The sequence below is a fragment of the Halobellus sp. GM3 genome (assembly GCF_052545375.1).
Map to the genome: position 1 here is coordinate 207,457 of NZ_JBQWLT010000005.1, position 25,960 is coordinate 233,416.

Annotated in this window: 30 protein-coding genes, 1 tRNA gene and 2 pseudogenes; 17 read left to right on the plus strand and 16 right to left on the minus strand. The window is 64.3% G+C overall.

All coding sequences use genetic code 11. The annotated features are described in order from the left end of the window. The 3 genes from ACT3HL_RS10020 to guaB form a co-directional block, all read right to left on the minus strand. Window positions 1-147, minus strand: a complete 147-nt coding sequence (locus ACT3HL_RS10020; RefSeq protein ID WP_445086690.1) for a DUF7503 family protein — start codon at window positions 145-147, stop codon at window positions 1-3. 270 nt (window positions 148-417) lie between these two features. Continuing rightward, entirely contained in the window at window positions 418-1,026 is a 609-nt protein-coding gene (locus ACT3HL_RS10025) for a HalX domain-containing protein (RefSeq protein ID WP_445086691.1), read from the minus strand. A gap of 100 nt (window positions 1,027-1,126) precedes the next feature. After that, the gene (gene guaB / locus ACT3HL_RS10030) at window positions 1,127-2,626 is read right to left on the minus strand and encodes an IMP dehydrogenase (protein ID WP_445086692.1); all 1,500 of its coding nucleotides are present in this window, start codon (window positions 2,624-2,626) and stop codon (window positions 1,127-1,129) included. A gap of 280 nt (window positions 2,627-2,906) precedes the next feature. Here guaB and ACT3HL_RS10035 point away from each other — a divergent pair, with 280 nt between their 5' ends. The 9 genes and pseudogenes from ACT3HL_RS10035 (at window position 2,907) to ACT3HL_RS10075 (ending at window position 7,341) form a co-directional block, all read left to right on the plus strand. Then, a complete protein-coding gene (locus ACT3HL_RS10035) occupies window positions 2,907-3,119 on the plus strand; it encodes a hypothetical protein (RefSeq protein WP_445086693.1) in 213 nt (70 codons plus the stop codon). Between the two features lie 6 nt (window positions 3,120-3,125). Further along, window positions 3,126-4,070: a DUF5794 domain-containing protein gene (locus tag ACT3HL_RS10040; protein WP_445086694.1), complete on the plus strand. Its 945-nt coding sequence runs from the start codon at window positions 3,126-3,128 to the stop codon at window positions 4,068-4,070. Window positions 4,071-4,136: 66 nt separating this feature from the next. Next, window positions 4,137-4,358, plus strand: coding sequence for a DUF5795 family protein (locus tag ACT3HL_RS10045; protein ID WP_445086695.1), 222 nt, complete (start codon window positions 4,137-4,139; stop codon window positions 4,356-4,358). Window positions 4,359-4,458: 100 nt separating this feature from the next. Beyond that, window positions 4,459-4,637 (plus strand) — tRNA-Trp (locus tag ACT3HL_RS10050). Between the two features lie 329 nt (window positions 4,638-4,966). Beyond that, a pseudogene (locus ACT3HL_RS10055) lies at window positions 4,967-5,122 on the plus strand (tyrosine-type recombinase/integrase); the annotation flags it as partial. 524 nt (window positions 5,123-5,646) lie between these two features. After that, the gene (locus ACT3HL_RS10060; RefSeq protein WP_445086696.1) at window positions 5,647-5,898 is read left to right on the plus strand and encodes a hypothetical protein; all 252 of its coding nucleotides are present in this window, start codon (window positions 5,647-5,649) and stop codon (window positions 5,896-5,898) included. A gap of 23 nt (window positions 5,899-5,921) precedes the next feature. Beyond that, complete coding sequence (locus ACT3HL_RS10065) at window positions 5,922-6,080, plus strand: winged helix-turn-helix domain-containing protein (RefSeq protein WP_445086774.1); 159 nt, start codon at window positions 5,922-5,924, stop codon at window positions 6,078-6,080. Window positions 6,081-6,217: 137 nt separating this feature from the next. After that, a pseudogene (locus tag ACT3HL_RS10070) lies at window positions 6,218-6,556 on the plus strand (transposase); the annotation flags it as partial. A 116-nt stretch (window positions 6,557-6,672) separates the two neighbouring features. Continuing rightward, window positions 6,673-7,341, plus strand: a complete 669-nt coding sequence (locus ACT3HL_RS10075; protein WP_445086697.1) for a helix-turn-helix domain-containing protein — start codon at window positions 6,673-6,675, stop codon at window positions 7,339-7,341. Window positions 7,342-7,441: 100 nt separating this feature from the next. On the opposite strand, the gene ACT3HL_RS10080 is transcribed toward ACT3HL_RS10075, so the two are convergent. After that, window positions 7,442-8,113, minus strand: coding sequence for an isochorismatase family protein (locus ACT3HL_RS10080; protein WP_445086698.1), 672 nt, complete (start codon window positions 8,111-8,113; stop codon window positions 7,442-7,444). A gap of 136 nt (window positions 8,114-8,249) precedes the next feature. On the opposite strand from ACT3HL_RS10080, the gene ACT3HL_RS10085 reads away from it, so the two are divergent. Both ACT3HL_RS10085 and ACT3HL_RS10090 read left to right on the plus strand, forming a co-directional pair. Then, window positions 8,250-8,972, plus strand: coding sequence for an ATP-binding cassette domain-containing protein (locus ACT3HL_RS10085; RefSeq protein WP_445086699.1), 723 nt, complete (start codon window positions 8,250-8,252; stop codon window positions 8,970-8,972). Further along, window positions 8,972-9,706: an ATP-binding cassette domain-containing protein gene (locus tag ACT3HL_RS10090; protein WP_445086700.1), complete on the plus strand. Its 735-nt coding sequence runs from the start codon at window positions 8,972-8,974 to the stop codon at window positions 9,704-9,706. The genes ACT3HL_RS10085 and ACT3HL_RS10090 overlap by 1 nt, the downstream gene beginning before the upstream one ends. Window positions 9,707-9,784: 78 nt before the next feature. Here the strand turns inward: ACT3HL_RS10090 and ACT3HL_RS10095 are convergent, their stop codons facing one another. The 5 genes from ACT3HL_RS10095 to ACT3HL_RS10115 form a co-directional block, all read right to left on the minus strand. Continuing rightward, window positions 9,785-10,993: an RNA-guided endonuclease TnpB family protein gene (locus ACT3HL_RS10095; RefSeq protein ID WP_445086701.1), complete on the minus strand. Its 1,209-nt coding sequence runs from the start codon at window positions 10,991-10,993 to the stop codon at window positions 9,785-9,787. Window positions 10,994-11,296: 303 nt separating this feature from the next. Beyond that, window positions 11,297-12,280 carry an ABC transporter permease subunit gene (locus ACT3HL_RS10100; protein WP_445086702.1) on the minus strand — a complete coding sequence of 328 codons (984 nt, stop codon included), beginning with the start codon at window positions 12,278-12,280 and terminating at the stop codon, window positions 11,297-11,299. Next, entirely contained in the window at window positions 12,277-13,155 is an 879-nt protein-coding gene (locus ACT3HL_RS10105; RefSeq protein ID WP_445086703.1) for an ABC transporter permease subunit, read from the minus strand. Before ACT3HL_RS10105 ends, ACT3HL_RS10100 begins: the two co-directional genes overlap by 4 nt. Before the next feature lie 66 nt (window positions 13,156-13,221). Next, window positions 13,222-14,490: an ABC transporter substrate-binding protein gene (locus tag ACT3HL_RS10110; RefSeq protein ID WP_445086704.1), complete on the minus strand. Its 1,269-nt coding sequence runs from the start codon at window positions 14,488-14,490 to the stop codon at window positions 13,222-13,224. A gap of 392 nt (window positions 14,491-14,882) precedes the next feature. Next, the gene (locus tag ACT3HL_RS10115) at window positions 14,883-15,320 is read right to left on the minus strand and encodes a pyridoxamine 5'-phosphate oxidase family protein (RefSeq protein WP_445086705.1); all 438 of its coding nucleotides are present in this window, start codon (window positions 15,318-15,320) and stop codon (window positions 14,883-14,885) included. A 106-nt stretch (window positions 15,321-15,426) separates the two neighbouring features. On the opposite strand from ACT3HL_RS10115, the gene ACT3HL_RS10120 reads away from it, so the two are divergent. The 3 genes from ACT3HL_RS10120 to ACT3HL_RS10130 all read left to right on the plus strand — a co-directional run bounded on the left by ACT3HL_RS10120 (window position 15,427) and on the right by ACT3HL_RS10130 (window position 17,132). After that, on the plus strand, window positions 15,427-15,885 hold the full coding sequence (locus tag ACT3HL_RS10120; RefSeq protein WP_445086706.1) for a pyridoxamine 5'-phosphate oxidase family protein: 459 nt from the start codon (window positions 15,427-15,429) through the stop codon (window positions 15,883-15,885). Between the two features lie 111 nt (window positions 15,886-15,996). Continuing rightward, complete coding sequence (locus tag ACT3HL_RS10125) at window positions 15,997-16,401, plus strand: nascent polypeptide-associated complex protein (RefSeq protein ID WP_445086707.1); 405 nt, start codon at window positions 15,997-15,999, stop codon at window positions 16,399-16,401. Next, window positions 16,398-17,132, plus strand: coding sequence for a methyltransferase domain-containing protein (locus ACT3HL_RS10130; protein ID WP_445086708.1), 735 nt, complete (start codon window positions 16,398-16,400; stop codon window positions 17,130-17,132). The genes ACT3HL_RS10125 and ACT3HL_RS10130 overlap by 4 nt, the downstream gene beginning before the upstream one ends. A 111-nt stretch (window positions 17,133-17,243) precedes the next feature. On the opposite strand, the gene ACT3HL_RS10135 is transcribed toward ACT3HL_RS10130, so the two are convergent. After that, window positions 17,244-17,834, minus strand: coding sequence for a hypothetical protein (locus ACT3HL_RS10135; protein WP_445086709.1), 591 nt, complete (start codon window positions 17,832-17,834; stop codon window positions 17,244-17,246). Between the two features lie 45 nt (window positions 17,835-17,879). Continuing rightward, window positions 17,880-18,203 carry a transcription factor S gene (locus ACT3HL_RS10140; protein WP_445086710.1) on the minus strand — a complete coding sequence of 108 codons (324 nt, stop codon included), beginning with the start codon at window positions 18,201-18,203 and terminating at the stop codon, window positions 17,880-17,882. 510 nt (window positions 18,204-18,713) lie between these two features. On the opposite strand from ACT3HL_RS10140, the gene ACT3HL_RS10145 reads away from it, so the two are divergent. Further along, window positions 18,714-19,235, plus strand: coding sequence for a DUF5797 family protein (locus ACT3HL_RS10145; RefSeq protein WP_445086711.1), 522 nt, complete (start codon window positions 18,714-18,716; stop codon window positions 19,233-19,235). 73 nt (window positions 19,236-19,308) lie between these two features. Here ACT3HL_RS10145 and ACT3HL_RS10150 read toward each other — a convergent pair whose 3' ends face one another. Together ACT3HL_RS10150 and ACT3HL_RS10155 are read right to left on the minus strand one after the other, a co-directional pair. Continuing rightward, window positions 19,309-20,343, minus strand: coding sequence for a DUF5787 family protein (locus ACT3HL_RS10150; RefSeq protein ID WP_445086712.1), 1,035 nt, complete (start codon window positions 20,341-20,343; stop codon window positions 19,309-19,311). A gap of 11 nt (window positions 20,344-20,354) precedes the next feature. Further along, entirely contained in the window at window positions 20,355-20,816 is a 462-nt protein-coding gene (locus tag ACT3HL_RS10155; RefSeq protein ID WP_445086713.1) for an NUDIX domain-containing protein, read from the minus strand. Between the two features lie 132 nt (window positions 20,817-20,948). Between ACT3HL_RS10155 and ACT3HL_RS10160 the strand changes: the two genes are divergently transcribed. After that, window positions 20,949-21,281, plus strand: coding sequence for a 30S ribosomal protein S10 (locus tag ACT3HL_RS10160; RefSeq protein WP_445086714.1), 333 nt, complete (start codon window positions 20,949-20,951; stop codon window positions 21,279-21,281). A 77-nt stretch (window positions 21,282-21,358) separates the two neighbouring features. Here the strand turns inward: ACT3HL_RS10160 and ACT3HL_RS10165 are convergent, their stop codons facing one another. Next, window positions 21,359-21,622: a DUF7513 family protein gene (locus ACT3HL_RS10165; protein ID WP_445086715.1), complete on the minus strand. Its 264-nt coding sequence runs from the start codon at window positions 21,620-21,622 to the stop codon at window positions 21,359-21,361. Then, entirely contained in the window at window positions 21,619-23,139 is a 1,521-nt protein-coding gene (locus ACT3HL_RS10170) for a Na+/H+ antiporter NhaC family protein (RefSeq protein ID WP_445086716.1), read from the minus strand. The genes ACT3HL_RS10165 and ACT3HL_RS10170 overlap by 4 nt, the downstream gene beginning before the upstream one ends. A gap of 137 nt (window positions 23,140-23,276) precedes the next feature. Here ACT3HL_RS10170 and ACT3HL_RS10175 point away from each other — a divergent pair, with 137 nt between their 5' ends. Then, a complete protein-coding gene (locus ACT3HL_RS10175) occupies window positions 23,277-24,569 on the plus strand; it encodes an amidohydrolase (protein WP_445086717.1) in 1,293 nt (430 codons plus the stop codon). A 165-nt stretch (window positions 24,570-24,734) separates the two neighbouring features. Here ACT3HL_RS10175 and ACT3HL_RS10180 read toward each other — a convergent pair whose 3' ends face one another. Then, complete coding sequence (locus tag ACT3HL_RS10180; protein WP_445086718.1) at window positions 24,735-25,736, minus strand: putative sulfate exporter family transporter; 1,002 nt, start codon at window positions 25,734-25,736, stop codon at window positions 24,735-24,737. Window positions 25,737-25,960: the final 224 nt, after the last annotated feature.

The following is a 25,960-nucleotide window of genomic DNA, read 5'->3' on the forward strand; positions in this document are numbered from 1 at the left end:
TTAGGGACCGGAGATAGCGCCGTGGTTGGCTCCCGCAACCACCGTGCCGGCCTGTGAGAGGAGAAGCAGGGCGGTGAACAGGATTCCCATCGCGCGCGGGTGGTCGGCCAGGTACTGTGCGACTGCGTTGGTGTCATCGTCGGACATGACAATTGGTCCCTCATCGCGCTTTAAAATAAATTTTTCTGACACTTTCTGATATGATATTATATTAATTTAGTTGAATATTGTGTATACAAAAAGACCGACAGCGCCGAGAATGCCTCTCGGCGTCAGTCGAGCGGTCATCGAGGCGTCAATCGAGGGCAATCGCGCCGCGGTTCCCACGTCGTTGCGCGATCGCGCGTGCGGGGAGAAACAAGAGGAACGCCGCCGTACTGCGAGGAAACTGTTCGCTTCCGAGGTCGACGAAAACAGTCAGCGTCCGCTGTCGCCGCCGTCGCTACCCGGACCGAAGCTCTCACCAAGATCGCGGTACACCGCCGCGAAGTCGTGTTCGTCGTCGAACTGCGCGAGTGTCTCGTTGAGCTGTTCCCGAAGCTCTGCCACCCGTCCGGTGAGCGTCTGGTACTCCTCGTTCCCCTCAAGCGCGACGGCGTCCTTTTCGGCCTCGAGGAGCGCCTTCTTCGAGGCCAGCGAGAACAGCTCCTGAATCCCCTCGTCGTAGGTGTTCCTGAGCAGGAGGTTCTCGACCGTCTCCTTGAGCGCCTCCCGGGAGACGGGCTTGACGAGGTAGTCGTCGAACCCCATCTCGACGATGTCGAAGTCCGGTTCGACGGCCGTGACCATCGCGACCCGGCAGTCGACGCCCCGCTCGCGGATTCCCTCGAGGGCCTCGTCGCCCGAGAGGTCCGGCATCCGTCGGTCGAGGAGGACAACGTCGACCTCGTCGTCGAGCTCTTCGAGCGCCTCGCGCCCGCCGTAGGCGGTGCGGACGCGGTACTCGTCTCTCAACCACGTTGCGTACAGGTCTGCGAGGTCCGGCTCGTCTTCGACGACGAGCACCAGCGGCGAATCAGCGCTCATTGGTAAGTTCTGGGTGTCCCGGGGACACCGATATGAACGAATGATGCGCGAGGGCATATCAAGATACCCCTTGAAACCCCAGTTCTGATACTCGTCGAGATCAGCTGCTGTCGGGGCTGTAGTTCGGCGCCTCGTCGGTGATCATCACGTCGTGGGGGTGCCCCTCTGTCTGACCGGCGCTGGAGATGCGGACGAACTCCGCGCGCTCTTTGAACCCGGGGAGCGTCTCGGCGCCGACGTAGCCCATCCCCGAGCGCATCCCTCCGACGAGCTGGTGGAGCTCCGAGGCGAGCGTCCCCTTGTACGGCGTGGCTGCCTCGACGCCCTCGGGGACGAACTCCTCGTCCTCGTCGGCCTCCTTGAGGTACCGCTCGCCGCCGCCGGACTTCATCGCGCCGACCGAGCCCATCCCGCGGTACTGCTTGTACTTCTTGCCGTTCATAGTGATGACGCGGCCGGGCGCCTCGTCGGTCCCGGCGAAGTACGAACCCAGCATCACGGCGTCTGCGCCGGCGGCGACCGCCTTGATGGCGTCGCCGGAATACCGGATTCCGCCGTCGGCGATGACGGGGACGCCCTCGGGAGCGGCGACGTCTGCGACCTCCGAGACGGCGGTGATCTGCGGCATTCCGGCCCCCGAGACGACACGCGTCGTACAGATCGAGCCGGGGCCGATCCCGACCTTCAGTCCGTCGGCGAAGTCGACGGCGGCCTCGGCGGCCTCGCGGGTGCCGATGTTCCCGACGACGACGTCGGCGCCGACGGCCCCTTTGATCTCTCGAGCGCTGTCGAGGACGTTGAGGTTGTGCGCGTGCGCGCAGTCGATGAATATCACGTCCGCCCCGGCGTCGTCGGCCGCCTCGGCGCGGTCTGCCTCGAAGGGGCCGACGGCGACGCCGACGCGGAGGCGGCCGTCCCCGTCTCTGGCGGCGTTCTCGTGCTCGCGACGCTGAAGGATGCCCTGCATCGTGACGAGTCCGACGAGATGGCTCTCGTCGTCGACGATCGGAACGCGCTCGATCTTGTGGTCGTACATCAGTTCGAGCGCCTCGCGGGCCCCGACGTCGCGCGTCGCCGTGATGACCTCGTCGGTCATCGCCTCGCGCACCTCGTCGGACTCGCCGACCTCGAGATACGGGCGAATGTCCGTGGCCGAGATGATCCCGAGGACGCTGTCGTCACCGTCGACGACCGGCGCGCCGGAGACGCCCTGTCGCTCCATCATCTCGTCGACCTCGCGGACGGTCTGCTCCGGGCTCGCTGTCACGACGTTCTCGCGTCGAATGACCAGTTCGTCGGCCCGCTTTACGCGTTCGATCTCTTCGATCATCCGCTCGGCATCCATGTTGCGGTGGAGAACGCCGAGACCGCCCTCTCGAGCCATACCGATCGCCATCCGACTCTCGGTGACCGTGTCCATCGCCGCCGAGAGTATCGGGATGTTCAGCTCCACGTTCTTCGAGACGCGCGTGGAAACGTCGGCAGCGTCGGGTTCGACGCGACTCTCCATCGGCCGGAGCAGCACGTCATCAAACGTCAACGCCTCCGGCACCTGTAACTTCTGCGAGAAGGAACCGCCTTCTGGAACGTCGTTCGCCATATAAACGGTCCACAGGGAACCGACAAAAGGGTTGCGAGACATCACGGCAGTGATGATCGATGCCAAGCAACAGACAAATATATACACGTTCTTGGATATTGTTTTGAGGTCTACCTCGCAAATATCGCCGGTGACGACCGGAGTAACGGAAGAATCGTTGGATATCTCGGGTGTTTTCCTGACGAACCGAAACTGTATCCGGTCGGATTCGAAATACCCCAACCCCTGTGTTGGCTTGTCCCACACAACGTTTAATATTCCTCTCCCTCACTGTTCGAGTATGGACTCCGAGTGTCCCACTGCATCGCGCATCGCCGGTCAGCCGACGGCTGAATTCGATGCGAACTTTACATTTACACCGATGCAGTTCTTCAAACGCGGGAATCAGACGGTCCCCGCGCTCGATTCGCTCGGAGTGTTCGGGCGGCCCCGCGGCCACGCGCCGTCGGGCTTGCGCCCGCATCGCCGCCAGGCCGATGGTGACGGCCGTTAGCTCGGGATGAGCGTTTCTCGTCACCCGGTCGCACTCCGCCTCGAGCGGCAGGTCGGCGAGGGGACCCGACTCCTCGCGACGGTGATGGCGCTGCCGCTCATCGACGGGATTTTCCCGGCGCTCGTCATCGCGGGAGCGCTCAGCAGTCCGCTCGGAATCATCGAGACCGGGCTGCTGATCTTCGGCGGGTCCGCGACGGTCGCGGTGATCCTCGCGGAGATGGACGGTACGCGCAGAGAGCAGGTGGTGTCCGTGCTCGCGCTCGGGGCGCTCTTGCTCCCCATCGCCGGGCTCGAAGCGCTCTTCGCGGAGACGCTACGGAGCGTCCTGAGCTTCGAGGTGTTCCACCGCTTCGCCGGCTTGGTGATCCTCGCTGTCGCGGCGAAGACGGCCTCCTCGAAGGTCGGCGAGTACCTTCCCTCGCCGGGCATCATCATCGGATTCGGACTGATCGCCAGCGTCGACCTCAGCGGCGCCGCGCTCGTTGTCGAACCGAACGTCGAGACGGTCGCTCGAGCGGTCGCAGCCGCGGGCACCGGCGTCGGCTTCGCGCTCTCCGTGGCCCTCTTCGGGCCGCACCTCCGCGGGGCGGTCGATCTCGATCGCTTCCGGTTCGGGAGTTCGGTCGCCCTCGGTATGCTCGCCATCGACGTGCTCGGTCTGCTCCCCACGCAGGCCCCCGTCGCCTTGGGCGTCCTCGGCGTCACCGCGCTGTTCGCCTACGATCCGGGCGCAGGTCCCGCTGCCGACGCAGTGACGGCCGGCTCCGACGGAGACGACGGTCGCGATGTCGACGCGCCCGCCGCGCCGTCGAGTGCGGCCGTCGCCGACGGCGGCGATGCCGACGGGGACGAATCGGGTGGAGACTCGGTCCCGGAGGGCGATTCCGGCGGGAGCGACACCGGCCTCGACCATCCCGACGAGGGGAGCTCTCGGGCCCCGTGGCTCTGATTGTGCCTCCCCCGATCGACCGCCCTCCCGCGACGGATTTACCACCCCCCGCATCCTCTCTGTGATATGAGCAACCGCGTCGTCGAGGGGCGAATGGTCACACCGAAGCGACTCGCCGAACTCGTCGAGGGCGAAGCCCCGATGGAGGCAGAGGCCATCGAAGACGCCGAAATGGATTGTCCGGAGTGCGGCGGCAACGTCATCTCCGTCGGATATATGCCGAGCGTGACAGAGTTCGTGACGGCGTACAAATGTCAGGAGTGTTCGTGGTCGGACACTGACCGCTGACTCCGCCGTCGATTCCGATCCGGCGCGCCGGGGTTCAGTCGGCCGTCGGCCGATCGTAATTCCTTTATGCGGTATGGGCATACGGACGGTTGCACGCTCAGGGGCCGTGGCCAAGCCCGGCATGGCGACTGACTCCAGAGGCTTGCGCCCGGTGACGACACTCCAGACTGATATACCGAGCGGCCGACTGATCATCGGTTCGCGACGACGACCCTCTGGAGTACCGAGGCGCGTACCGGAGATATCAGTCGATCGGGGGTTCAAATCCCTCCGGCCCCATTACCTCCTTTCAGTCGGTAAAACGCACTGCACAGCCACACTACCGGAATTTTAGAGGTTGGGGCCAAAAGACCTCAGATTTGATCCCATCCCCTGATCGACGACGCCCCGCCACCGTGTTGCGGTCGAATGGATCTAACCTTCCGGCAATATTAACCTATCGCTCGTTACTATACAACTACGTTAGCCCGCTGACCCCATCCGAAAATTCCTCGTCTGGACCAATCTTGATTCTGGATTCCACCCTTCGAAGTCAAACGGTTCACTATCAGCTGGCTCAATCTCGACAATCAGTAGCTCTTGATCCCAAAAGAGAACCGCACCGTTACTGGTACTCGATCCGTCACTCGACAGGGACGTATATGACTCGGGAGGAGGATCTGAAAGCGGCTCAATCCCAGCTACGCCACAAGAGTCCGATGACGACGATGCAATACGATCAAGACCCGGAGGGAGACCGCCGGGACGCACTCGATAATATGTGACTCGACAAGAAAGGGGAGCCTTCCACTCCCACCCGAAAAAGACACAAAAGTCGGGGTTAATCCAGTGGTGTTGATACTATTTCAGAGCCACGTCAACTACCAATCCTGCCAGTTTTCAAAGAGATACTCGTTCTCCCGCCATAGTTGGGGTTTGAGTAACTGATTTGAGTCGATAGCCGGATGATCTCGATCTAACGCGGAGTTCTCTGAAACCCAATCGCGGTATTCGGGGACCGTTTGTGGTTTTTCGTTATTGTGAGTCCCCATATGAGACGTAGTCAGATAGTTCAGAGATTCACCACAGACCATACAGGGGAGTGTTCCCTCGTTCGGCTCCTTCTTTTTGACCATAACTACGGAACCGACGTATCACTACGGAATAACCCTACCTACGAGACCACCTGATCGATCTTGGATCCATTTGGTGTTGAGCACAAACAACGGGAAGGGGGCTTATTCGGTCTCCACCTTCCTCCAGCACCACACAGTCAAAAAACTAAATCTGAAGCCGGACTATTCCCTGTATGCTTGACATTACAAAAGAGACTGTAGTCGGCGTGTTCATCTTTCTGTATCTTCTTGGACACGGAGTTGTTCAGGAAATCACGTCCGCAAAATGGGAAATTATCAATTCGCTCCCATCAACACTATTGAAATTAGAACCGGGACTTGATCCGATTTCACTCATTCCCACAGTTATGATACTCACCGTGATTGTTCTCGTATTTTTGGCTATACCGGGAACTATTGGATTCCTCCGTATGGTGACGGAGTAGTTGGAGTACATACGGTCACAATTATCGAAGCCTTCGACGTTGCATTCTCTCGCCGGCACGTCCGAAGACTCAGGCACAAGGCCGGGGTCTCGCCGAAGAGACCCCGGCCAGAGCCAGCTTCTGCTGACGAAGCCGAACGGGAAGAGTTCGAGGAGACAGTCGAAAAAAGTAGGGCAGCGTGACGAGGATGCAACAGTCGTCACGATTGATCAAACACGGAAAGCAGTTGGAGCAGACCTCTACAGGGCGTGGTATCCGGTTGGCGAGAGGCCGACAGTTGGCGTGTCGGCCTCTCGCAAGGGTGTGAAATCTCCTTGGGGCAGTCACCGAGTACGGAAACACGACAGTCTTGGAGTGTGGCGGATCGTTCACCGGTGAGGTGACGATCCGCTTTCTGAAGCATCTCCAAGCAGAGTTCGGTGAAAAACTGGTCGTACTGTTGGATCAAGCGTCGTACTTCACCGCCGAAGAACCAATCGAGTTAGTGTATTTCCCGACGGGATCGCCTGATTTCAACCCGACAGAAGAGTACTGGAAGCAACTCAAACAAGCTCTTGGAAACCGTTACTTCGGGACACTCGGCAAGATCCGCTCAGTAATCTGGTCGGCACTCGAAACAATTGATCCACCGGGAGTGTATCAATATCCCTGTCTCTGAGTATAAGACCCCACTGAGGCTCGGTTGTGATCGTCGCAACGGATATTTTTCCCACGCATCTCGACACACAATTAATTACAAATTTTAGTGTGTCGAAATCTACTACTCTACAAGCAATGACCGATGTTAGAGCGGTTTTCCGGGTCAAGCATCCCGACATAGTCCTCACGGAGACGGTCTGTCACGACCGAAGTTCGAAAGTCAAGTCAGTGTCAGAGGCGGGAACTGATCCGACTTCTGGAAAGTTCTTCTATCACATAGAGTCGTCTGATTTTCCCCAGTTCGAGGCAGGATTACGAAACGATGACACCATCAGCGCATTCGAACGGGTTATTGAAACCAGAAACCAAGAGGCGATCTACAGCTTCGAGTACTCAGACGACGCGAAAACCCTCTCACCGGTTATCTCGATCGCGAACGGCGTCATACTCGATATGGAGAACGACGGAAACGCTTGGATCATAACCGTATGGATGCCCGAGCGAACGGGTCTGGCCGATCTCTGGGATTATGCGCAGCAGAATGATATTGATATCGAGTTACTGCGCGTGAACGAATACGCGAGTTTGGGTAACACGGACGCGGGGTTAACCGACAGCCAACGAAAAGCCCTCCTCGTCGCGGTCGAAACGGGGTACTTCGAAGAACCGCGGAACGCGACACTCAGCGAGGTCGCCGCTGAGTTGGATATCTCTCAGCCTGCAGCCAGTGGCCTCCTTCGACGCGGAACCAAGCGCCTCATCATCTCGTCGCTGATGGACGACAGTGAAGAGTCACAACGGTGATGTTTCATCGCAGATCCGACGATCGTATACCGGATTCGTCACAGAGTACGCGCGACAGCGTGCGATCGGATGCGCAATCAGGTGCAAACGCAACTATCGCTCAGTCGCCGGCGACCGACAGTTCGTCTGCTGGCTTCCCGAACAGCGCTGATCCGACCGCCGCGAGCGGCGCCGTCGTTCCGAGGAGCATCTCGACGTTCCGCACCCCCGCTTCGTGCTGCTCGGCGGAGAAGCTCGCACAGCAGTCCTCGACGAGGACGACGTTGAAGCCGCGCTCGTGCGCCCCGCGAGCGGTGCCCTCGACGCAGACGTTGGTCGTAAAGCCACAGACGAGCAGGGTGTCGACGCCCTCCGCGCGGAGGTAGTACTCGAGCGGCGTTCCGTGGAAGGCGTCGTAGCGCTGTTTGTGAACCTCGTACTCGTGGTCGTCGTCTGTGGGCTCGACGCCCTCGACGAACTGGACATCGTCGCTCCCGGCGCGGCAGATCGGATCGCCGCTCCGGTTGATCTTCGGCAGGACGTCGTACACCGCTTCGGGTGCGTCGCGGCCGTCAGCACGTCGATACGAGCGCGTGAACGCGATCGGGAGGTCAGCGTCGCGCGCGAGCGCGAGCAGCTCCCGAACGCGGGGAACCGCTTCGACCGCAGCGGATACGTCGAGCCCGGCGTCGGTGAGCGGACTGTCCGGCGAGGCGAAGGCCCGTTGGACGTCGACGACGACGAGCGCGGTCGAATCGAGGTCGACGAGCGTGTCGAGATCGGTGTATGCCATACCACACCACTTACGGGGGTCGAAGTAAAACGTACCGGGGGCAAGCCGATTGATCCGTCGGAGGTCGAGGCGGCTGTCGGTTCATCGTTACCGATTTGCACACCATATATATACCCTGACGAAGAAGATGGGTCCAATGCTGGAAGTGTCGGGGCTGACAAAGCGCTTTGGGAGCATCACGGCGGTCGACACCGTGGGGCTCGAGATCGACGAAGGTGAAATCGTTGGCCTCATCGGCCCGAACGGTGCCGGGAAGACGACGCTCTTTAACCTTCTCACGGGAATCTACGAGCCGACCGAGGGATCGTTCTCGCTCGACGGGCGCGACCTCACCGGACTGAACACGGGAGCGATCGCGCAGGCGGGGATCGGCCGGACGTTCCAGATCGTGCGGACGTTCAACGACTCGACCGTCCGCGAGAACCTGCTTCCCGCGCTGATGTTCGGACGGGGCGAGGGCCTCGGAATCCCCGAGGCTCGTGAGAAGGCGATGGAGTATCTGACCTTCGTCGGCCTCGCGGACAAGGCCGACGAGCCAGTCACGAACCTGACGACCGCCGAGCGTCGAAGCGTCGAACTCGCGCGGGCGCTGAGTATGCAACCGCGGATTATCTTACTGGACGAATCCGCGAGCGGTCTCAACCCCTCAGAGGTGCAGGCGTTCTCCGAGTCGATCACCGAGATCCGAGACGAGTACGGGATTTCGATCTTCTGGGTCGAACACATCATGGACGCCATCATGGGCACTGTCGATCGCATCATCGTCCTGCATCACGGCCAGAAGATCGCCGAAGGGACGCCCGAGGAGATCCGCAACAACGAGAAGGTCTCGGAGGCGTACTTCGGGGAGGTAGTGTGATGTCGAGCGACGGACACGCGGACGGCGACGGCGGTATCGCCGTCGAGAACGTCGACATCTACTACGACGACATCCAAGCGATCTGGGACGTCTCACTCGAGGTGCGGGAGTCCGATAACGTCGTCTCGCTTGTGGGCCCGAACGGTGCGGGGAAGACCACCATCCTCAAAGCGATGTCCGGACTGCTCGACGTTCGCGACGGTCGGATCACGGTGTTCGGCGACGACATCGAGAGCTTCGCACCCTCTGACATCGTCGAGAAGGGGTTCATCCACATCCCGGAGGACCGCGAACTGTTCCCGCATATGACGGTTCGGGAGAACCTCGAGATGGGCGCGTATCCGAAGCAAGCGCGGGAGGTCCGCCACGAGACGATGCGGGAGGTGTTCGAGCTGTTTCCCATCCTCGAGGAGAAAGAACAGGAGGAGGCGACCAACCTCAGCGGAGGCCAACAGCAGATGCTCGCGATCGGTCGCGGCCTGATGTCGAAGCCGCGGATCCTCGCGCTCGATGAGCCATCGACCGGGCTCGCGCCACAGATCACAGAGGACGTCTTCGAGGTCGTCGAGGACCTCGGCGAACGCGGCATCACGGTCTTCCTGATCGAACAGCACGTCCACCACGCGCTGCATCTCGCCGACCGGGCGTACGTCATCGAACAGGGCTCGATCGTCGCGGAGGGGACCGGCGAGGAACTGCTCGAGAGCGATCACATCCAAGACGCCTACCTGTAAACTACCCCACCCTACTTCGCTCGGGGTCTAAGGACCCACTCGCTCGTTAAGGGTGGGGCTTTCGCGTGGACTCCCGTTCTATGCCTCTGTTGAGGCAGGGGGTACGTACTCTCCACTCACGTTCAGCGTCCCGCGATTCAAGCGCACGTCTACGGGTGCGCCTCCATCGCCTGCGTTTTGCCGACGACGGAGATACTGCAAGCCGATGTTCTTCGCGGCGTTGTAGTCGGCGTGGTTTTCGTACCCACACTGCTGGCACTCGAACGACCCCTGGTGGCGATTCTCGTCGTGGGTAAACCCACATGTCGAGCATCGCTTCGACGTGTTGCGCGGGTCGACCTGCACGACCTCCAGGCCGTGTTCGTCTGCTTTGTACTCGACGTACCCGTACAGCCGTCGGAATGCCCATTGATGGTGCCACGTCGCATCGGGAACGTTCTCCCTGATGTGGGTTAGGTCCTCGAACACGATGTGCGAACACTCGTTCTCGACCGCCTCTCGAATGAGCTCGTTCGCGACTGTGTGGAGAGATATCGTGAAGCGCCCTTCGGCCTTCCGACCAATCCGTTCGATGTTCTCGTGTGCTTCCCGTGATCCACACTGACCGAGCGAACCACGCCGTTTCTCGTACTCTCTGTTCCAGTGGTTGAACTCGTTTGCCGACCAGAACGTGCCCGTCGAGGCGACAGCGATATTGTTGACACCCAGATCGACACCGAGGACTGTTCTGTGCTCGGTATCGGGTTCAGTGTCTTCCTCGACTTTCCGCATCGATGCATGGAGGTACCAGTCACCATTGCGGTACTGGAGGTGTCCCATACGAAACTCGTAGTCATCTTTGGAGACGTACTTCGTCGGGGGCGTCTCCGAGTCGTCGGGAAGAATGTAGTCGCACTCGACCCGACCATCGGGAGTTGAGAGTGAGACGTGGTCGCGGTGGAACGTCGCACTCCGTTTGTCATAGACGACGCTGTCAGCCGAGAAGTGGGGCTGGGACGTAGATTCACCACGTTCAAGTCGGCTCACTCCACTTTTGGTGGCCTCGACCGCCCGTCGGATACCCTTCTGAACGAGGTTCGCAGTAAGATCTGTCTCGTCGCGAAGGCGGTCGTAAAGTTCGCGTTCGGCCTTGGCTTTCGAGGTGACGTGGTGGCCATCGTCGCCGTGCCAGCACCATTCGCTCGCGGTGTTGGCACAATGTTTGAATTGCTCAACAGTCTCGCGAAGGAGCGAATCGGCTCCGTCGGGCGTTTTGAGCTTGATGACGGCGGTACGACGGTACTCCACTGTGTTTCACATATTCTCCTTTAGTTACTTAATGGTTGATATTTGGCTGCGTGTCTCCCGTTGCAAAATGAAGGGTCCTATCGGTTTCTCTCCCCGCCCTACTCGCTCACTACGTTCGCTCCTTGAGGACGGGGCATCCACCTTGGTTCTCTGGTGAAATCGCGGCGTCGCGTAGTTCCGCAAACGGTCGGGTTTTCGCGTCACAGAAGCAGAAATTCCGGATCGACTCGAGGCGTGCGGCCCACCCGATCGACGAGCCGACGACTACCCGATCCGTGTGGTGTTCAAAAAAGAACCGCGCGGCTACGTGTAGTTCCGCACGAGCGTTTCGGGGTCGAGGTCCCGCCGTTCGAGGAACTCGTGGATCCGCGGGACGATACCCGACCGGAAGTAGAGGAACAGCACGATCAACAGGACACCGAAGATGATGATCCGGAACTCGGGGGTGTCGGCCAGCTGCTCTTCGACGAAGAAGATGAACGCCGCGCCCACGATCGGACCGTAGAGCGTTCGCAGCCCTCCGAGTGTGAGCATAATGAGCAGCGCCACGTCGATGTTGTTGAACGAGTACGTCGACGGGTACAGCCGGCCCTCGAAGAACCCATAGAGGATCCCCGTGAGACCGATCAGCATCGCGGCAAGCACGCCGGCGAGGGTCTTATACCGGACGATCTGGATCCCGACCGACTCCGCGGCCAGTTCGTCCTCGCGGATCGCGCTGAACGCGACACCGAATCGCGAGTTGATAAGCCGGTCGTACAGGAGGACGAACCCTAAGAAAACGGCTGCGACGACGTAGTAGAGGACGAGCTCGTTCTCGATACCGAGCCGCTGCACCGGGAGGCCGGTGCTGCCGCCGGTGAGTTGGCTGCTCCCGACGAGGAACTGGTTCACCGCGAGTTCGAGCGTCAGCGTGAACACGGCGATCAAGATCACCGTGAACCGGCGCCGAGCCGCGATGAAGCTGACGGCCCCGCCGATCAGGCCGGCGAAGATCACGCCCGCGGGGATCGTCATCCACGGCGTCATCCCGAGCGCGTCGGCGGCCATCACCGTCGTGTACCCGCCGATACCGGCGAGCGCACCGACGAACAGATAGAGCTGATCGGTGTGACCGAAGACGATGTTCAGCCCGATGCCGAACATCGCAAACAGCATGATCAGGAAGAACAGCCGCTCCAGAAGCGACGAATCCGTCAGCCACGGCAGGACGGCGAAGACAAGGGCTATGGCGCCGATCTTCAGCGCGCGCACGCGGCGTTCGATTGTCACGGTGTCGGCGCTCATGCGAGCGCCTCCTTTCGGAAGAGGATCACGAGCGTCGCCGTCAGAAAGAGGATGATGAGCGCGACCGACGAGCCGATGAAGAAGTTCGAGAACGCGAGCACCAATCCGAGCCCGATACCGGCGAACACCGTACCGCGGACGTCACGGACCCCACCGACGATGGCGACGATGAGGCCGTTCGTCGTGAGGCCGAAGCCGCTCGCCGGAGCGATGTTCGTACTCATCACCTGCAGGAGTCCCGCAGAGCCCGCCAGCAGCGCGCTCACCACGAAGATGAGCGTCCGCATCCGTCGGGTGTCGACGCCGCAGAGCTCGGCGCCGACCTCGTTCTGCGTGAGCGTCCGCGTCGCCTTCCCGAGGTACGTGCGCTGGAGAAACAGGAACAACGCGAGGAGAATGACCGCGCCGACGACGATGTTGAGCACGTCGCCGCCGAGCACGATGAGCCCCCCCGGTCGGAACGTCGGCAGGTCGATCGGCAGCGAGAACCGGTAGCTGTACTCCAGATCGAGGATACCCTCGAGCGCGAGCGCTACCCCGAGCGTGACGAAGATACCGACGAGGATACGCTCGTCCCCTTCGGACCGATAGACGCTGCTCAACAGCCCGCGATCGATCACCAGTGCGACCAGCCCGATACCGATAATCGCGCCGACGAGCGCGAGCGGGAGGGGCAATCCGAGCCCAAGGAGGGGACCGGACGCCATCAGCTCGTATGCGAACACGGCCGCGACGACCGCGAAGATTCCCTGCGAGAGGTTCAGGACCTCGCCGAGCCCGAACACCAGCGTGATCCCGGCGCCGAGGAGCGCGAGCCGGAACCCGGTACTGAGACCGACGATACCGATCTCAGCGATCGTACTCACGTCAGCCACGGCTGGCCCACCTCCAGTTTGCCTATCGGTCTCCCGCGTCGAACGAAAACCCCGTCACTCATCGATTTACCACTCGTCGGGGTCGATCGGGTCGTAGACTTCGCTCTCGAAGAACGACTGCACGCTGTACTCGCCGTCGGCGTAGTACGGCGGGGCATCCGAGGAGAACTCGAGGCCGAAGAGCTTCGCCTGTTCGATCTCGCCCCACTCCGTGTACGAGAGCGTGGGGTACGCGAGGATCGAGTCGAACTCGATGTCGCTCAGCGCGTCGCGAATCGCGACGGGGTCGTCGGACCCCGCCTCTTCGATCGCCGCGGCGATCAGCCGGCCGGTCGTGTACCCGAACGCGTGGTACTGCTCGAACACCGACTCCTCCTCCTCGGCGAATCGGCTCGCGACCTCTTGGTACTCGTCGGATGCTGGGTCGACCGAGGCGAACAGCCCGACATTGTTGAACGCGAGGTCGCCCAAGGCGCCGACCATCACCGACGTCGGGATGTTCGGCCCCGAGATGAGGTCGGGTTCGATTCCGAGGTCGCTCGCCTGCTGGATAAAGGTGAACAGCTCGATCGGATGGCCGCCCAAGTCGAGCAGGTCGACGCCGTCTTGGACCTGTCGGAGGTACGTCTGGACGTCGTCCACCTGCGGCGGCGCGGCCTGGACGTTGACGCTCACGCCCTCCATTCCCTCGATGTACCGTTGGATGCCAGCGTAGTGGGACTGCCCGTACGCGTAGTCGGCGTAGATGGCGTCGTACACGTCGTAATCGCGGTCTAAGATCGTGTTCCGGGTCGCCTGAACGAAGGTCGGGCTCGCCGTCCCGCCGACGCGGAACGTGAACCGGGTGTCGCGGGTGAGAAGCGCCGTCGAGGACGCCTGATTCGGGAGGTGTGGGACCTCCAGGTCCTCGGCCACGTCGCGGCAGGTGATTCCGACGTCGCTCGAGACGGGCCCGGTAACGGCCACCGCGTCCTCGTTGGTGACCAGTCGCTCGAAGACGGTCGAGGCGGTCTGCGGGTTCGCCTCGGTGTCCTGCGTCACGACCGAAAGCTCTCGACCGCCGAGGACGCCGCCGTCGTTGTTGATCTCCCGCAGCGCGAACTCGAGCCCGCGGCGGTGCGTCCGCCCCCACGGCGAGAACGCCCCGCTGGTGGGCGCCGCGTTCCCGATGATGACCGCGTCCTCGTCACCGGTCGATCCGGTGGTCTCGCCGTTGCCGCTGTCGCCCCCGCTGTCACCACCGCTGTCGCCCCCGCTGTCGCCGCCGTCGTCTCCGCCGCCGTTACTCGAACACCCGGCGAGGCCGACAATCGACACCGCGCCGACAGATTTCATAAACGCTCGTCGTCGAGACCGTGGTATGCGTTCTCCCATGAAAGTTCCGTTAGAATGCACTACGATAAATCTACCGTCGGAAGCCCGTGATACCGGGAGGCAACCGGCTCGAAGTACTTCGGTTTCGGTTCGGTCGTTTCGGCGCACCAGTCTGTGGTCAAAGAAGTATCAAGCGGTTCATATTAATTTTGTATTGTCAGGTTGGATCGACCAGCGGCGGGGCGGTCACCTTCGCTGAGAACGAGTCGGCCGGCGCGTCGGTGAGGCCGCGTATTCCGCGAATTCACCCCGACGAGTAGCCGATTGGGAGACTGCCATCTCGTGGTGACACCATCCACGACAGCACGCCACGCAGACAACCACGACCGCGGCGGGCCTCCGGCGCGTACAGGTCAGACTGTGTCCGACGTCCACTCGTTGAAGCGTCGCCCGGAGTACGCGTCGGGGACCAACTGATAGAACTCCATCGTGAGCCCCTCCGGCGTCGTCTCCGGGAAGACGTTCACCGCGGGGATGTCCGCGTTCTCTGAGATCGCCATGGCGGCCCGTTTCTGTTCGTCCACCGGCACGGGAACGAGGCGCCCCCGCACGACGACGCTCTCGGCGGGCCGTTCGGTGAACACCGTGAGCGTGGCGATTTCGGTCGTGCCGATGAACGTCATCTTCCGGCTGTCGCCGTTGGTGACGAACTGGAAGTAGAGCCGGTCGCCGTCGTAGCCGAACGCCTCGGGGACGGCGTACGTCTCCGCGCCGTCGGTCAGCGAGAGGACGCCCGCCCCCGAGTCCCGGAGCCGCTCGTCTATCTCGGGCCGTGCCATCTCCGTGGTCATTACGCGATGGCTAGGAACACGCCTGTGTTATCAGCGTCGCTTTCGCCCAGTGATCTATCAGTCGGAGAGAACAAGTCCCTTTAGGAGCGGCGACGAACGACGGCCCATGGCAGACAACGTAGACCCCGAACGGGTCCGTGGCGGCGAGATGACGGACGCCGAGATCGACGCGTTCCTCCGAGAGCAGGGCACCGGCGTCCTCGCGTTAGCAGACGGCGGACGCGCCTACGCGGTTCCGATCTCGTTCGGGTACGAGGCCGGGCGGGCCGTCTTCGCCTACTGGCAGTTCGGCGCCGACAGCGAGAAGATCGCATACAGCGAGGCGACAGAGCGGGCGTGCCTCGCGGTGTACGAGACCAACACCCAGTTCGACTGGCAGAGCGTTCTCGCGTTCGGGCCGCTCGAAGAGCTCACGCCGAAGGAGTGGACGGACGTCGGTGAGCTGATGGACGACAACGCGTGGTCGCCGGACCTATCGGACGTCGGCAAGCGGCGGTTGTCCATCGTCGGCTACGAGATGGACATCGAATCGGTGACCGGGCTGCAGGCGAGGCGGCCCGAGTAGAGCGGTCGCGGAGGCACCGAACGAGCGCTCGCTGGGTGCCCGTCGGGGCGGCTGTCTCCGGGGGCTCGTTCGCCACGCTTTTGCTACCGGACGCCCTCGCTTCGAGCAACTATGTTCGGCGGAGGCGGTATGAACCCCCGGAAGATGAAGCAGATGATGAAACAGATGGGCATCGACGTCACCGAACTCGACGCCGAGGAGGTCGTCATCAGGACGGCCGACGAGGAGCTCGTCTTCTCGGGCGCGCAGGTCACTCGGATGGACGCCCAAGGCCAACAGACCTACCAGATCGTCGGCGACCCAGAGACGCGCGAGCGCGGCGCCGCAGCGCTCACCGACGACGCGGGCGAGGCGGACGACGGCGACGAGTCGGGAGACGAATCTGAGGCCGGCGGGATTCCCGACGACGACGTCGCGATCGTCGCCGAACAGGCGGGCGTCGACGCCGACACCGCTCGCGAGTCCCTCGAGGCGACCGACGGCGACCTCGCGGAAGCCATCGCGCGGCTGCAGTGAGCTATCTTCTCGTCCACGAGGACCGCGAGTACCTGCGCGCGCCCGGCGACGAACTCCAGACTGATCTCGGCGTCTTAGCGGTCCCCGAGGACGTCGAACCCGGTGACGTGCTGGAGACGCATCTCGGCGAACCCTTCGTCGTCCGTCGGCTGCGCGGCCCGGACCTGTTCAACCACTTCGAGCGCACCGGCGCGCCGATGCTCCCCCGCGACGTCGGCCTCGTCGTCGGCCACACCGGCATCGCGGCGGGGGACCGCGTCCTCGACGCCGGGACCGGAACGGGCGTCCTCTCGGCGTACCTCGGCCGAATGCACTCCGACGTCGTCACCTACGAGATCGATCCCGAGTTCGCCGAGGTCGCACGGGAGAATATGCGCCTAGCGGGCGTCGCAGACCGCGTCGACGTCCGGACGGGCGATCTCACCGAGAACCTCGCAGAGGCCGTCGAAGACGCGCCCTTCGACGCGATCACCCTCGATACCGGAGACGCGCCGGCCATCGTGCGCCGCGCGCCCGACCTCCTCGCCGACGGCGGCCACGTCGCGGTCTACTCCCCATTCGTCGAGAACAGCCGCGCGACCGTCGAAGCCGCACGCGAGGTCGGCCTCGTCGACGTCGACACCTTCGAGACGATCCAGCGCGAGATGGACTTCGGCAGCCGCGGCTCCCGCCCCTCGACGGCCGGCGTCGGACACACCGGCTATCTGACGTTCGCCCGGAGCGAGCGCTAGCGTAGCGGGTGCACCTCTCCGCGCACTCGACGCCGCCGTCCGATCGGACCTGCAATCAGAGACAATCACTTCTATCGCGATTCTCCGCCAGATCGGTCGCGAAATCCCCCGTCAGCGGATCGAACCCAGCATCTCGAACAGCTCGTCGCGTCCGCGTTCGGGATCGAAGGGCGCCGATCCGGGAAGCGACAGCGGATAGGCGCCGCCGCCGAGCAGAAACTCGCCCTCGGTCGGCCACGCCGCGAAGTACGCCTCGACGGGCACCGTCAGACCGTCGGCGACGACTCGGGCGCGATACCGCGTCGCGTCGACCGCCGAGCCGTCGACTGCCGAACCGTCGATCCAGAGCCGGTGACTGTCGGCCGGCGCGATATCGGAGAACCCCCGCGCCTCCAGTTCGTCGAGGAACGCGACCGACGCGCGGTCGGTGACGAGGCGCGTGAGCGCTCGCGACGGCGGCGGCGACGGGCGGATCCGGAGCCGACTCGCGAAGACGAACCGCCACGTCGATTCGGCGCCCGTGCTCTCGCTGACCCGTTCCCGGAGGGACGCGTCCTCGTAGACGCGGGTGTGAGCGCTCGCGACCGCGACGCGCACGTCGAACGGTGTTCTTCGCTCCTCGGAGACGAGTCGCCAACCGGTCGGGACGTCGATCTCAGGGGGCGGGACGTCGCCGACACGTCGTGGGACGTCGTCTGACACGCCGGACCGTTCGGTCGGCCGCGCCTTAACTCCCCTGTGGGGTCGTTAGTGGTCGTCCTCGCGCCACTTGTGGCCGCACTCGACGCAGGTGAAAAACCGCGTTTCGGACTCGTCGGCCGAGCGGATCTGCTTCATCTCATAGCGGGCGCGGTCGTGACCGCACTCCGGGCAGATCACCGTCGTCGTGGGACCGATCTCGGCGTCGTCGACGTCGGACATATCGACGACCTCGCTGTCCTCGCGCGCCGCGGTCGACGTCATGTGTTCCTCGTTGGCCGCGTCGCGGGGTTTCTCGTACCCGCAGCTACCGCAGACCCAGACGTCGCCGTCGGTCTTCATCATCGAACCGCATTCGTCGCAGAACTCCATTATACCCCCACGCAGGGACTTGATCGACTTAAGCGGCCGGGATCGGGCCATCGCGAGGGACACTCCACAAGGCCTAACCGGGTACGACGCCAACGACGGGTGAGGCGGGCGTCGTTCGGCATTGGATCACCGAACGACTGCACCGCCTCGTCTTCAGACATCCGGAGCGACGGCTTCGTAGCGTCCGTAGACGTATACCCGATACCGGGGCCAGAGCCCCCGTGACGTGAGCGTCACCCCGCGTCGGTCAGCGGCTCGCCGCGTTTGCAAGTCACCCGCCATCGATCGCACCCGGTCGGCGATCGGATGGCGGTCCGTTGCAAACGCGGCGAGATTGCTCGGCACATCGACGCGGGGGCGGCCGGCGGTCGCCGGCCGAACACGGTCGTGCCGACTGTACGCCAACCCATAGTGACTCCCCGGAGCGACGCCCGCCCCGACGCGTCGGGCACCGCGTTCGACCGGCTGTCGATGTGGAAAGTCTTTGTACTCGGGTGCGAACTGCCGGCCGTGACTGACAATCGAGCCCTCTCCGAGCAGGCGAAAGAACGGCTCGCCGACGTCGTGCGCCTCCAGCCGACGAAGAACAAAGAGCTACAGGATCGGTGGGAGATGGAGTCGGGCAGCGAGGTCCATCACTACCTCGAGAACGAACTCAAGGAGTACTATTACCGCGACGACGACAGCCTCATCCGCGCGACGGCCGAGGCGGCCGACCTCGTCGACGTCGAGCCGGGCGTCGAAGGCGGCGACGGGGAGGGCGGCGGCGTGCCCTCAGTGATCCGCGTTCCGAGGCTCGAATCGCAGGTGTTCGAGGTCGTCGCCGGTCCCGAAGAGCGCTCCGAGAGCGTCGTGAGCGTGCTGAACAAGGTCCGCGAGTCGTTCGACGCGGACCCGCCCGTCGAGGACGTTCGCCGGGCGCTCCAGAGCCTCCGTCGAAAGGGCGTCATCGAGGTGATCTACCGGACGGTCCCCACGTTCCGGCTGACCGCGCCGCGCGAGGAGATCGACGTCGAAGTGACCGAGTCGTAGTGGACTGATCGAGTCACGCAATCGAGTCGCGCCCGCGGAGTCGTGCCGCCGCTGAAGCGACCGCGTCGTTCACCTACGTACGGTCGGTTTCGCCGGTCTCCCGTTCTCGCGTTCGAACCCACTCTCGGCGGCGGTCGAGGAGCCGCTTGATCCCGTTTCCGGGGCCGCCTTCGATCGGCCACCCGCGGGTCCGCCACCCCGGCGGTTCGGGCTCGAACGCCGAGCACGACCCGGCGCACTCGGCCGCGGTCTGTGACCGGCCCTTCGCGGCGCAGTGCGGGACGAGCGCCGCGCCGAACCGCCGGAGCTCGAACTGTCGGCAGTCCGGACGCATCGTCTCGTGGAACGACCGCCAGCCGCGGCCGTAGGCCCGCTCGGCGAGTTCGAGCCGCCGCCGGGCGCGCTCGCCGTCCGAGGGGGCGTCCGCCGGCGTCACTTCGCTCGGGTACCACTCGACGGTCGCGTCGGCCCACGCTGTCGACGCCGTGCGATCCGTCTCCGCGTCGTCGAACGAGAGCGCCACGATCCCGACGTCGACCGGCAGGTCTTCGAGCAGCGCGGGTTCGACGCGCCGGCCGGTGGCCCGGGTCGCGACCCACACCTCGTCGGCGAGCGCGGTCTCGACGTCGTGTTCCAACTGCGAGGAGAGCGCCCGCGCCGCCGAGGCGTCGAGATCGGGCTTGTTCTCGATGGCGACGATCCGACGGACCCACTCGGGATAGGGCGCCACCCGCCGGATCTCGATCCGGTTGCCGCGCCGCCGCTTCTCGACGACGCCTCTGTCGGCCGCCCGGTGGACGGCCGCGCGGACGTATCGCCACGGGTAGCCGGGGTGCGGGAGCGCGTCGCGGTACCACGCCCACTCGGCGGGCGCGTTGCGGACGACGTGCAGGAGGTCCGAATCCAGTTCGCGGTCGCCGAAGCGACTGCGCGCGGCCATCCCCTCCGGGTCGCATTCGAGGACGACGGTGTCCCAGCGGCGCTCGCGCGTTCCGAGCTGGCGCGCGACGATAACGGCGTCCTCGCGGCGCGTTTCAGGCGGCCACGACTCCTCGGCCCACCGACAGACCAAGAGTTCGAAGCCGAACTCGCCGGTGCCGGGGTACACGGTCGACGGCCCTACGCGAGGTATTTGCCGTCCCCGGTCTCGCCGTTCTCGGCGGCGAGTTGGTCGAGGTACTCGTGGGCCCGCTCGAAGATCTCGCGGGGGCCGTCCTGCGTGATGGTGTTGAGCGCCTGCTCGTAGTCGCGCCACTGGAGGTCGCGGTGCTCCTTCGAGAGCTCCGCGCTCGCCTCGAACGACCGCGCGATGAACAGGTGAACGGTCTTGTGGATCGTCTTGCCGTTCGCCTCGAAGACGTAGTCGTACTCCTCTCGGAACCCGTCGATGAGACGGAAGTCCTCGATTCCCGCTTCCTCTTTGACCTCTCTGATCGCCGTCTGTTGGAGCTCCTCTTCGCCCTCGACCCCGCCTTTGGGGAACTCCCAGTCCCCCGGACGGCTCTTCAGGAGCAGATACTCCCGTTCGCCGCGGGTGTCGCGGAAGAGGATTGCTCCGGCGCTTACCGCTTCCACTGTCATTAGGTGGATAAACCGGGTATGGCGTTAAGAGGCTATCGGACATTTCGACGCCGTCGGCGCCGCGTCTCGAGTGATGGATGTGTTTTTACGCCTCGGCGCCGACGTATCTGTTGTCCCAGGGGGATCAAAGCCATGACCTTCGTCACGAAACTACGCTTCCAGTCGGGGAACCGATACGAACTGGAGTCGGCGGTGTCCGATCTCAAATCGATGCTCGAACGGAAGGGCGCCGAGTGCAAAGGCCCCCACGCCGACCCACCGGAGCAACTCTCGGTACCGCAGTACCGGACGCTACAGCCCGGCGACGAGTTCCCGTCGTGGGGTTACACCGTCTACTCGCGCAAACTGGAGATCCACGGGAACGACCACATCGCCCGCGAGGTGGGTCATATGGACTTTCCCGAGAGTCTCCACGTCGAAATCGAAGTCGAACAGAAAAAGCCCGCCGGACACCTCCGGAAGTAGCGGACCGAGAGGGGGCCGGTTCCACTCGATCCCGCGTTCGGGGCGGTCGAAGCGGACACCGGCGCCCGAATCCCGACCTATCCCTCGTTCTCGAGCACGTCGACGACGCGCGCGGTGCCGAAGTGTAGCTCGTCGTCGAAGGACTCGATCTCCAGTCTGACTTTCCCGTCGAGGAGTCCGGGGTCCGCGTCGGGGAGTTTCAGGACGGTGTCTCCGATGCGGACGCGCAGACCGTCGTCGTCGCGCCCGGTCACGAACGCCGAGATCTCCTCGCCGACCTCGAAGGTCGGCGTCGGCGTCCGGAACCCGAAGCCGGCGAAGAGCTTCTCGAAGCGGCTCATACGCGACTCACCTCCTCGCTCTCGCGGTCGGAGACGTACTCGCGCCCGTAGCCGGTCCACGCCGCCAAGAGGAAGACGGCCACGAGGAACCACCCGTGGAAGACGAAGGGGAAGACGGAGGCGGGGTTGACCACCATCGCCTGCGTGAACCACTCGTACTGCTCGGGGAGCCGCTGCATCGCCGAGTAGCCGGCGAGCAGGCCGCCGCCCCACGGGAAGATGTACCCGAGCGCGGCGGTGTTGGCGTCGAGGATGTTCGCCCGGCGGTAGCTGTTGATGTTGAACCGCCGGCCGAGCGTCTTGATGTACGGCGCGATGGCGATCTCCGCGGCGGTGTTGATCGTGATCATCGCGTTGACGAGCGCCGTGCCGAGCACCATCGTCGTCTCCGCGCGCCGGACGGTCGTCGCGACGCGTTCGAGGAGGAACTCCTGAATCGCCTCGAAGCCGCCGCCGCGCTGCATCACCTGCGCGGCCGCGACGATGAGGAGGACGAGGACGATCAGCGGGAAAAAGCCCACCGCGCCGGTGTAGAGACTCCCCGCGACGGCCGTCTCGCCAGGCGCGACCGGGACGACGAACGCGCCGATGACCGGGAGCGCGTCCATCGACTGGACCAGCGCCGACTCGCGCGATCCCTCGAAGGCGATGATCGCGGACGCCTTCGAGAGGCCGAGCGCGAGGTTGAGGACCACCGAGAGGACGATCCCCCACGAGATCGCCTCGACGATGTGACGGCCGCGGACCGCGGTGACGATCACGACCCCGATCGAGAGGAGGTGAACGAGTCCGAACGCCGTGCCGGCCCCGCCGGCGTCTCCGACGTCAACGGGCGCACCCTGCATCGCGCCCCCCGCGACGAGATACGCCGCGAAGGCGAAGACCGCGGCGACGATCGCGTATTTGAACCGGGACGCGACGACGCCGCCGATGTCGGCGTCTTGGGTCACGGCGGAGACGATCGTGGTGTCGCTCACCGGCGCGAGGTTGTCGCCGAAGACCGCCCCCGAGAGGATCGCCCCGAACAGCAGGACGGGGCTCGCCCCGATCGCGACGCCGGCGGGGAAGACGAGCGCGGTGAAGGCGATCGCCGTCCCGTATCCCGTACCGATCCCCGTCGCCAAGAGCGCCGCGAGGAGGAACGTCACGGCGGGGAACAGCGCGGCGCCGACCCGGACGGCCTCGGCGGCCCAGACGAGGCCGTCGACGAAGCCGCCGGCCTGAATGGTCTCGGCGAACATCCCGGCCCACAGCCACGCGACGATCGCGGTCGCCGCGACGCGCTGTGTCATCCCGTCGAAGAGGATGTCGGCGTAGGTCTTCCACGACCCCCGTACGAAGAACATTCCGACGATCAGGCCGACGAGGATCCCGACGATCAGCCCGGACGTATCGCCGATTCCGAGCAGTCCGCTCTGCACGATCGCCCACACGATAAAGAAAGCGATCGGGATCGCACTGGCGGCACGACCACCGTAGAACCGGAGCGACTTCGGTTCCTCGCTACTGTGACTCATCGGCCCAGCGGTCACGGGCGACCGGAATAAACGAACCGGTCCGGCGTGAGGACCGCGCGGCGGTGACACAGACTCCGGCGAGGTTCGGCGTCACCGACTCCGACGCGATTTTATCCGGCGGCGACCCACGTGCCGGTATGACAGTTCCAGACGAGGAGGGCCAAGCCGGAGGCGGTCTCATCGAACTCAGGCGGGACCTGCACCGCCACCCCGAGCCCGCTTGGCGGGAGTTCTACACCACCGCGCGCGTCGTCGACGAACTGGAGACGCGGGACCTCGACGCGATCTACGTCGGTCCGGAGGTGCTCGGCGACGACCGCGTGGGCATCCCCGACGACGACGAACTCGAGACGTGGCTCGAGCGCGCCCGCACGGCGGGCGCTCGCGAGGATATCCTCGACCGCCTCACAGGAGGACAGACCGGGGCGCTCGCGGTCGCAGAGCGCGGGGACGGGCCGACCGTCGCGCTCCGCGTCGACATCGACGCGCTCCCAATCGACGAGGCGACTGGGGGCGACCACCACCCCGCTGCCGCGGGCTTTCGCTCGGGGAACGAGGGCTATATGCACGCCTGCGGCCACGACGCCCACGCGACGATCGGCGTCGGCGTCCTCGACGCCGTGCTCGAAAGCGACTTCGACGGGACGCTGAAGGTGTTCTTCCAACCGGGCGAGGAGCGGATCGTCGGCGGCGAGCCGATGGCGGCGTCCGGGCACCTCGACGACGTCGACTACCTGCTCGCGGTCCACGTCGGTCTCGATCACCCCACCGGACAGATCGTCGCCGGCATCGAGGGCTTCCTCGCGGTCTCGCAGTTCGAGGCCGAGTTCCGCGGATCACCCGCTCACGCCGGTGCCCGACCCGAGACGGGCGACAACGCGATGCAGGCGGCTGCGACCGCGATCGAGAACCTCTACGGCATCCCCCGGCACGGCGACGGCGCGACCCGCGTCAACGTCGGCGTGATCGAGGGCGGGACGGCGACGAACATCGTCGCCGAGCGGGTCGCACTCGAGGGCGAGGTGCGCGGCGGGACGACCGAGCTGATGGAGTACATGGACGGGAAGGCCCGCCGCGTCCTCCGCTCGGCCGCCGAGATGCACGGCTGCGAGGTCGGCGTCGAAACCGCGGGACGAGCGCCCTCCGCGCGGAGCGACGACGAACTCCGCGACGTCGTCGCCGAGGTCTCCCGGCGGACGGAGGGCGTCACCTCGGTTCTCGACGCCGATCGCCTCGGCGGCAGCGAGGACGCGACGTACCTGATGCGGCGCGTACAGGAGCGCGGCGGGAAGGCGGCGTACGTCGGTGTCGGCACCGATCACCCCGGCGGTCACCACACGAGCACGTTCGACGTCGACGAGGCGAGCATCGGGATCGGCGTCGACGTGCTCTCGCGGGCGATCGTCGAGATCGGAAGGCGGCGGCCCTGACGTCGGCACCGAAGCGAACGCCTCATAATGATTACTCTCACTTTTTACCGCCGAGCGCCGTCAGTGGGGGTGGCGCTCGGCGGTAAGAGACGAGAGTAATCATTATCACACAGGGCCTGAAAGCGACGCCGCGGCGCCGTTCGAAATCGGTCGAACGCCCGGGAATCACCCGAGTACCAACCAGATCGCGGGCAGCGTCACCGACGCCACAACCGACCACGTCAGGAAGACGGCAGCGATCGGTTTGAGTCCGCTCTCGGCGAACACCGACCGCTGGAGTTCGGTTCCGAGCCCGACGAACGCGATCAGAAACAGCCAGTTGTAGGCGTGCTCGAGGGCGGTCACCTGACCGGCCGAGAAGACCCCCACGCTGGCGGCGACGGCGAGGGCCAGAAACCCGAGCACGAACTTCGGGAACTCGGCCCAGAGCGCCCGAACACCGGGGTTCGAGTCGGTCCCCCGACCGGCGTAGTAGGCGGCGTAGGCGAGGACCACGAGGCCGATCAGCGCGTTTCGACCGAGCTTCGTGACCGTCGCCCACTGGCCCGCGATCTCGGAGTGGGCGAACCCCGCCGCGACGACCGGACCGGTGCTGAACATACTCACCCCGGCCCAGACGCCGAACACCCGATCGGGAATTGCGAGCGCCGACCCGACGGCGGGGTACAGCGCGAGCGTCACCGCGTCGAACAGAAGCACCGTCCCGGCGGCGTAGGCGATGGTCCCCTCGTCGGCGTCGATGCTGCCCGCGACGGCGGCGACCGCCGAGACGCCGCAGATGCTCGTCCCAGCGGCGAGCAGCGAGCCCAGCCGCTCGCAGATCCCGAGCGCATTCCGGGCGATCACCTCCAGAAACACGATCGTGAAGGCGGCGACCGCAACCACGAACGCGAGAACGACCGCGCCGCCGGCGAGCAACGACCCGAGTGACACCGACGCACCCATTAACACGATACCGGCGCCCAGCCAGACCCCGTGGGTCCGAACGCCCGGTTCGAGTCGCTCGGGGACTCCCACGACGTTCCCGAAGAGCACGCCGATCACGACGGCGACGAGAAGGGGGTCCGGCCACGGGAGGGCCTCCCCGACCGCCCGCGCGAGAATCGCTCCCAGAACGAGTAGTCCGACACCGAAAGCAGTATTTCTTGCCGTTATATTGGCCGTCATCGCGGTCTCACATCGATCTTACGCGGGGAGGGGAGCGTCGAGAGCGACGACGAAGGCCGTCAGGGCGGCCGCAACGAAAACGCTCTTCCAGTCGGTGTCGACCCGCCGCCAGCGGGCCGAAATCCGTCGATACGGGCGGAACGATTCCGTCGGCCAGTCAGTACGTCGCGAAGACAGTTCCGACCTGCTCACGAGTGGACGTGCGCGTTCAGCTAATTAAATGT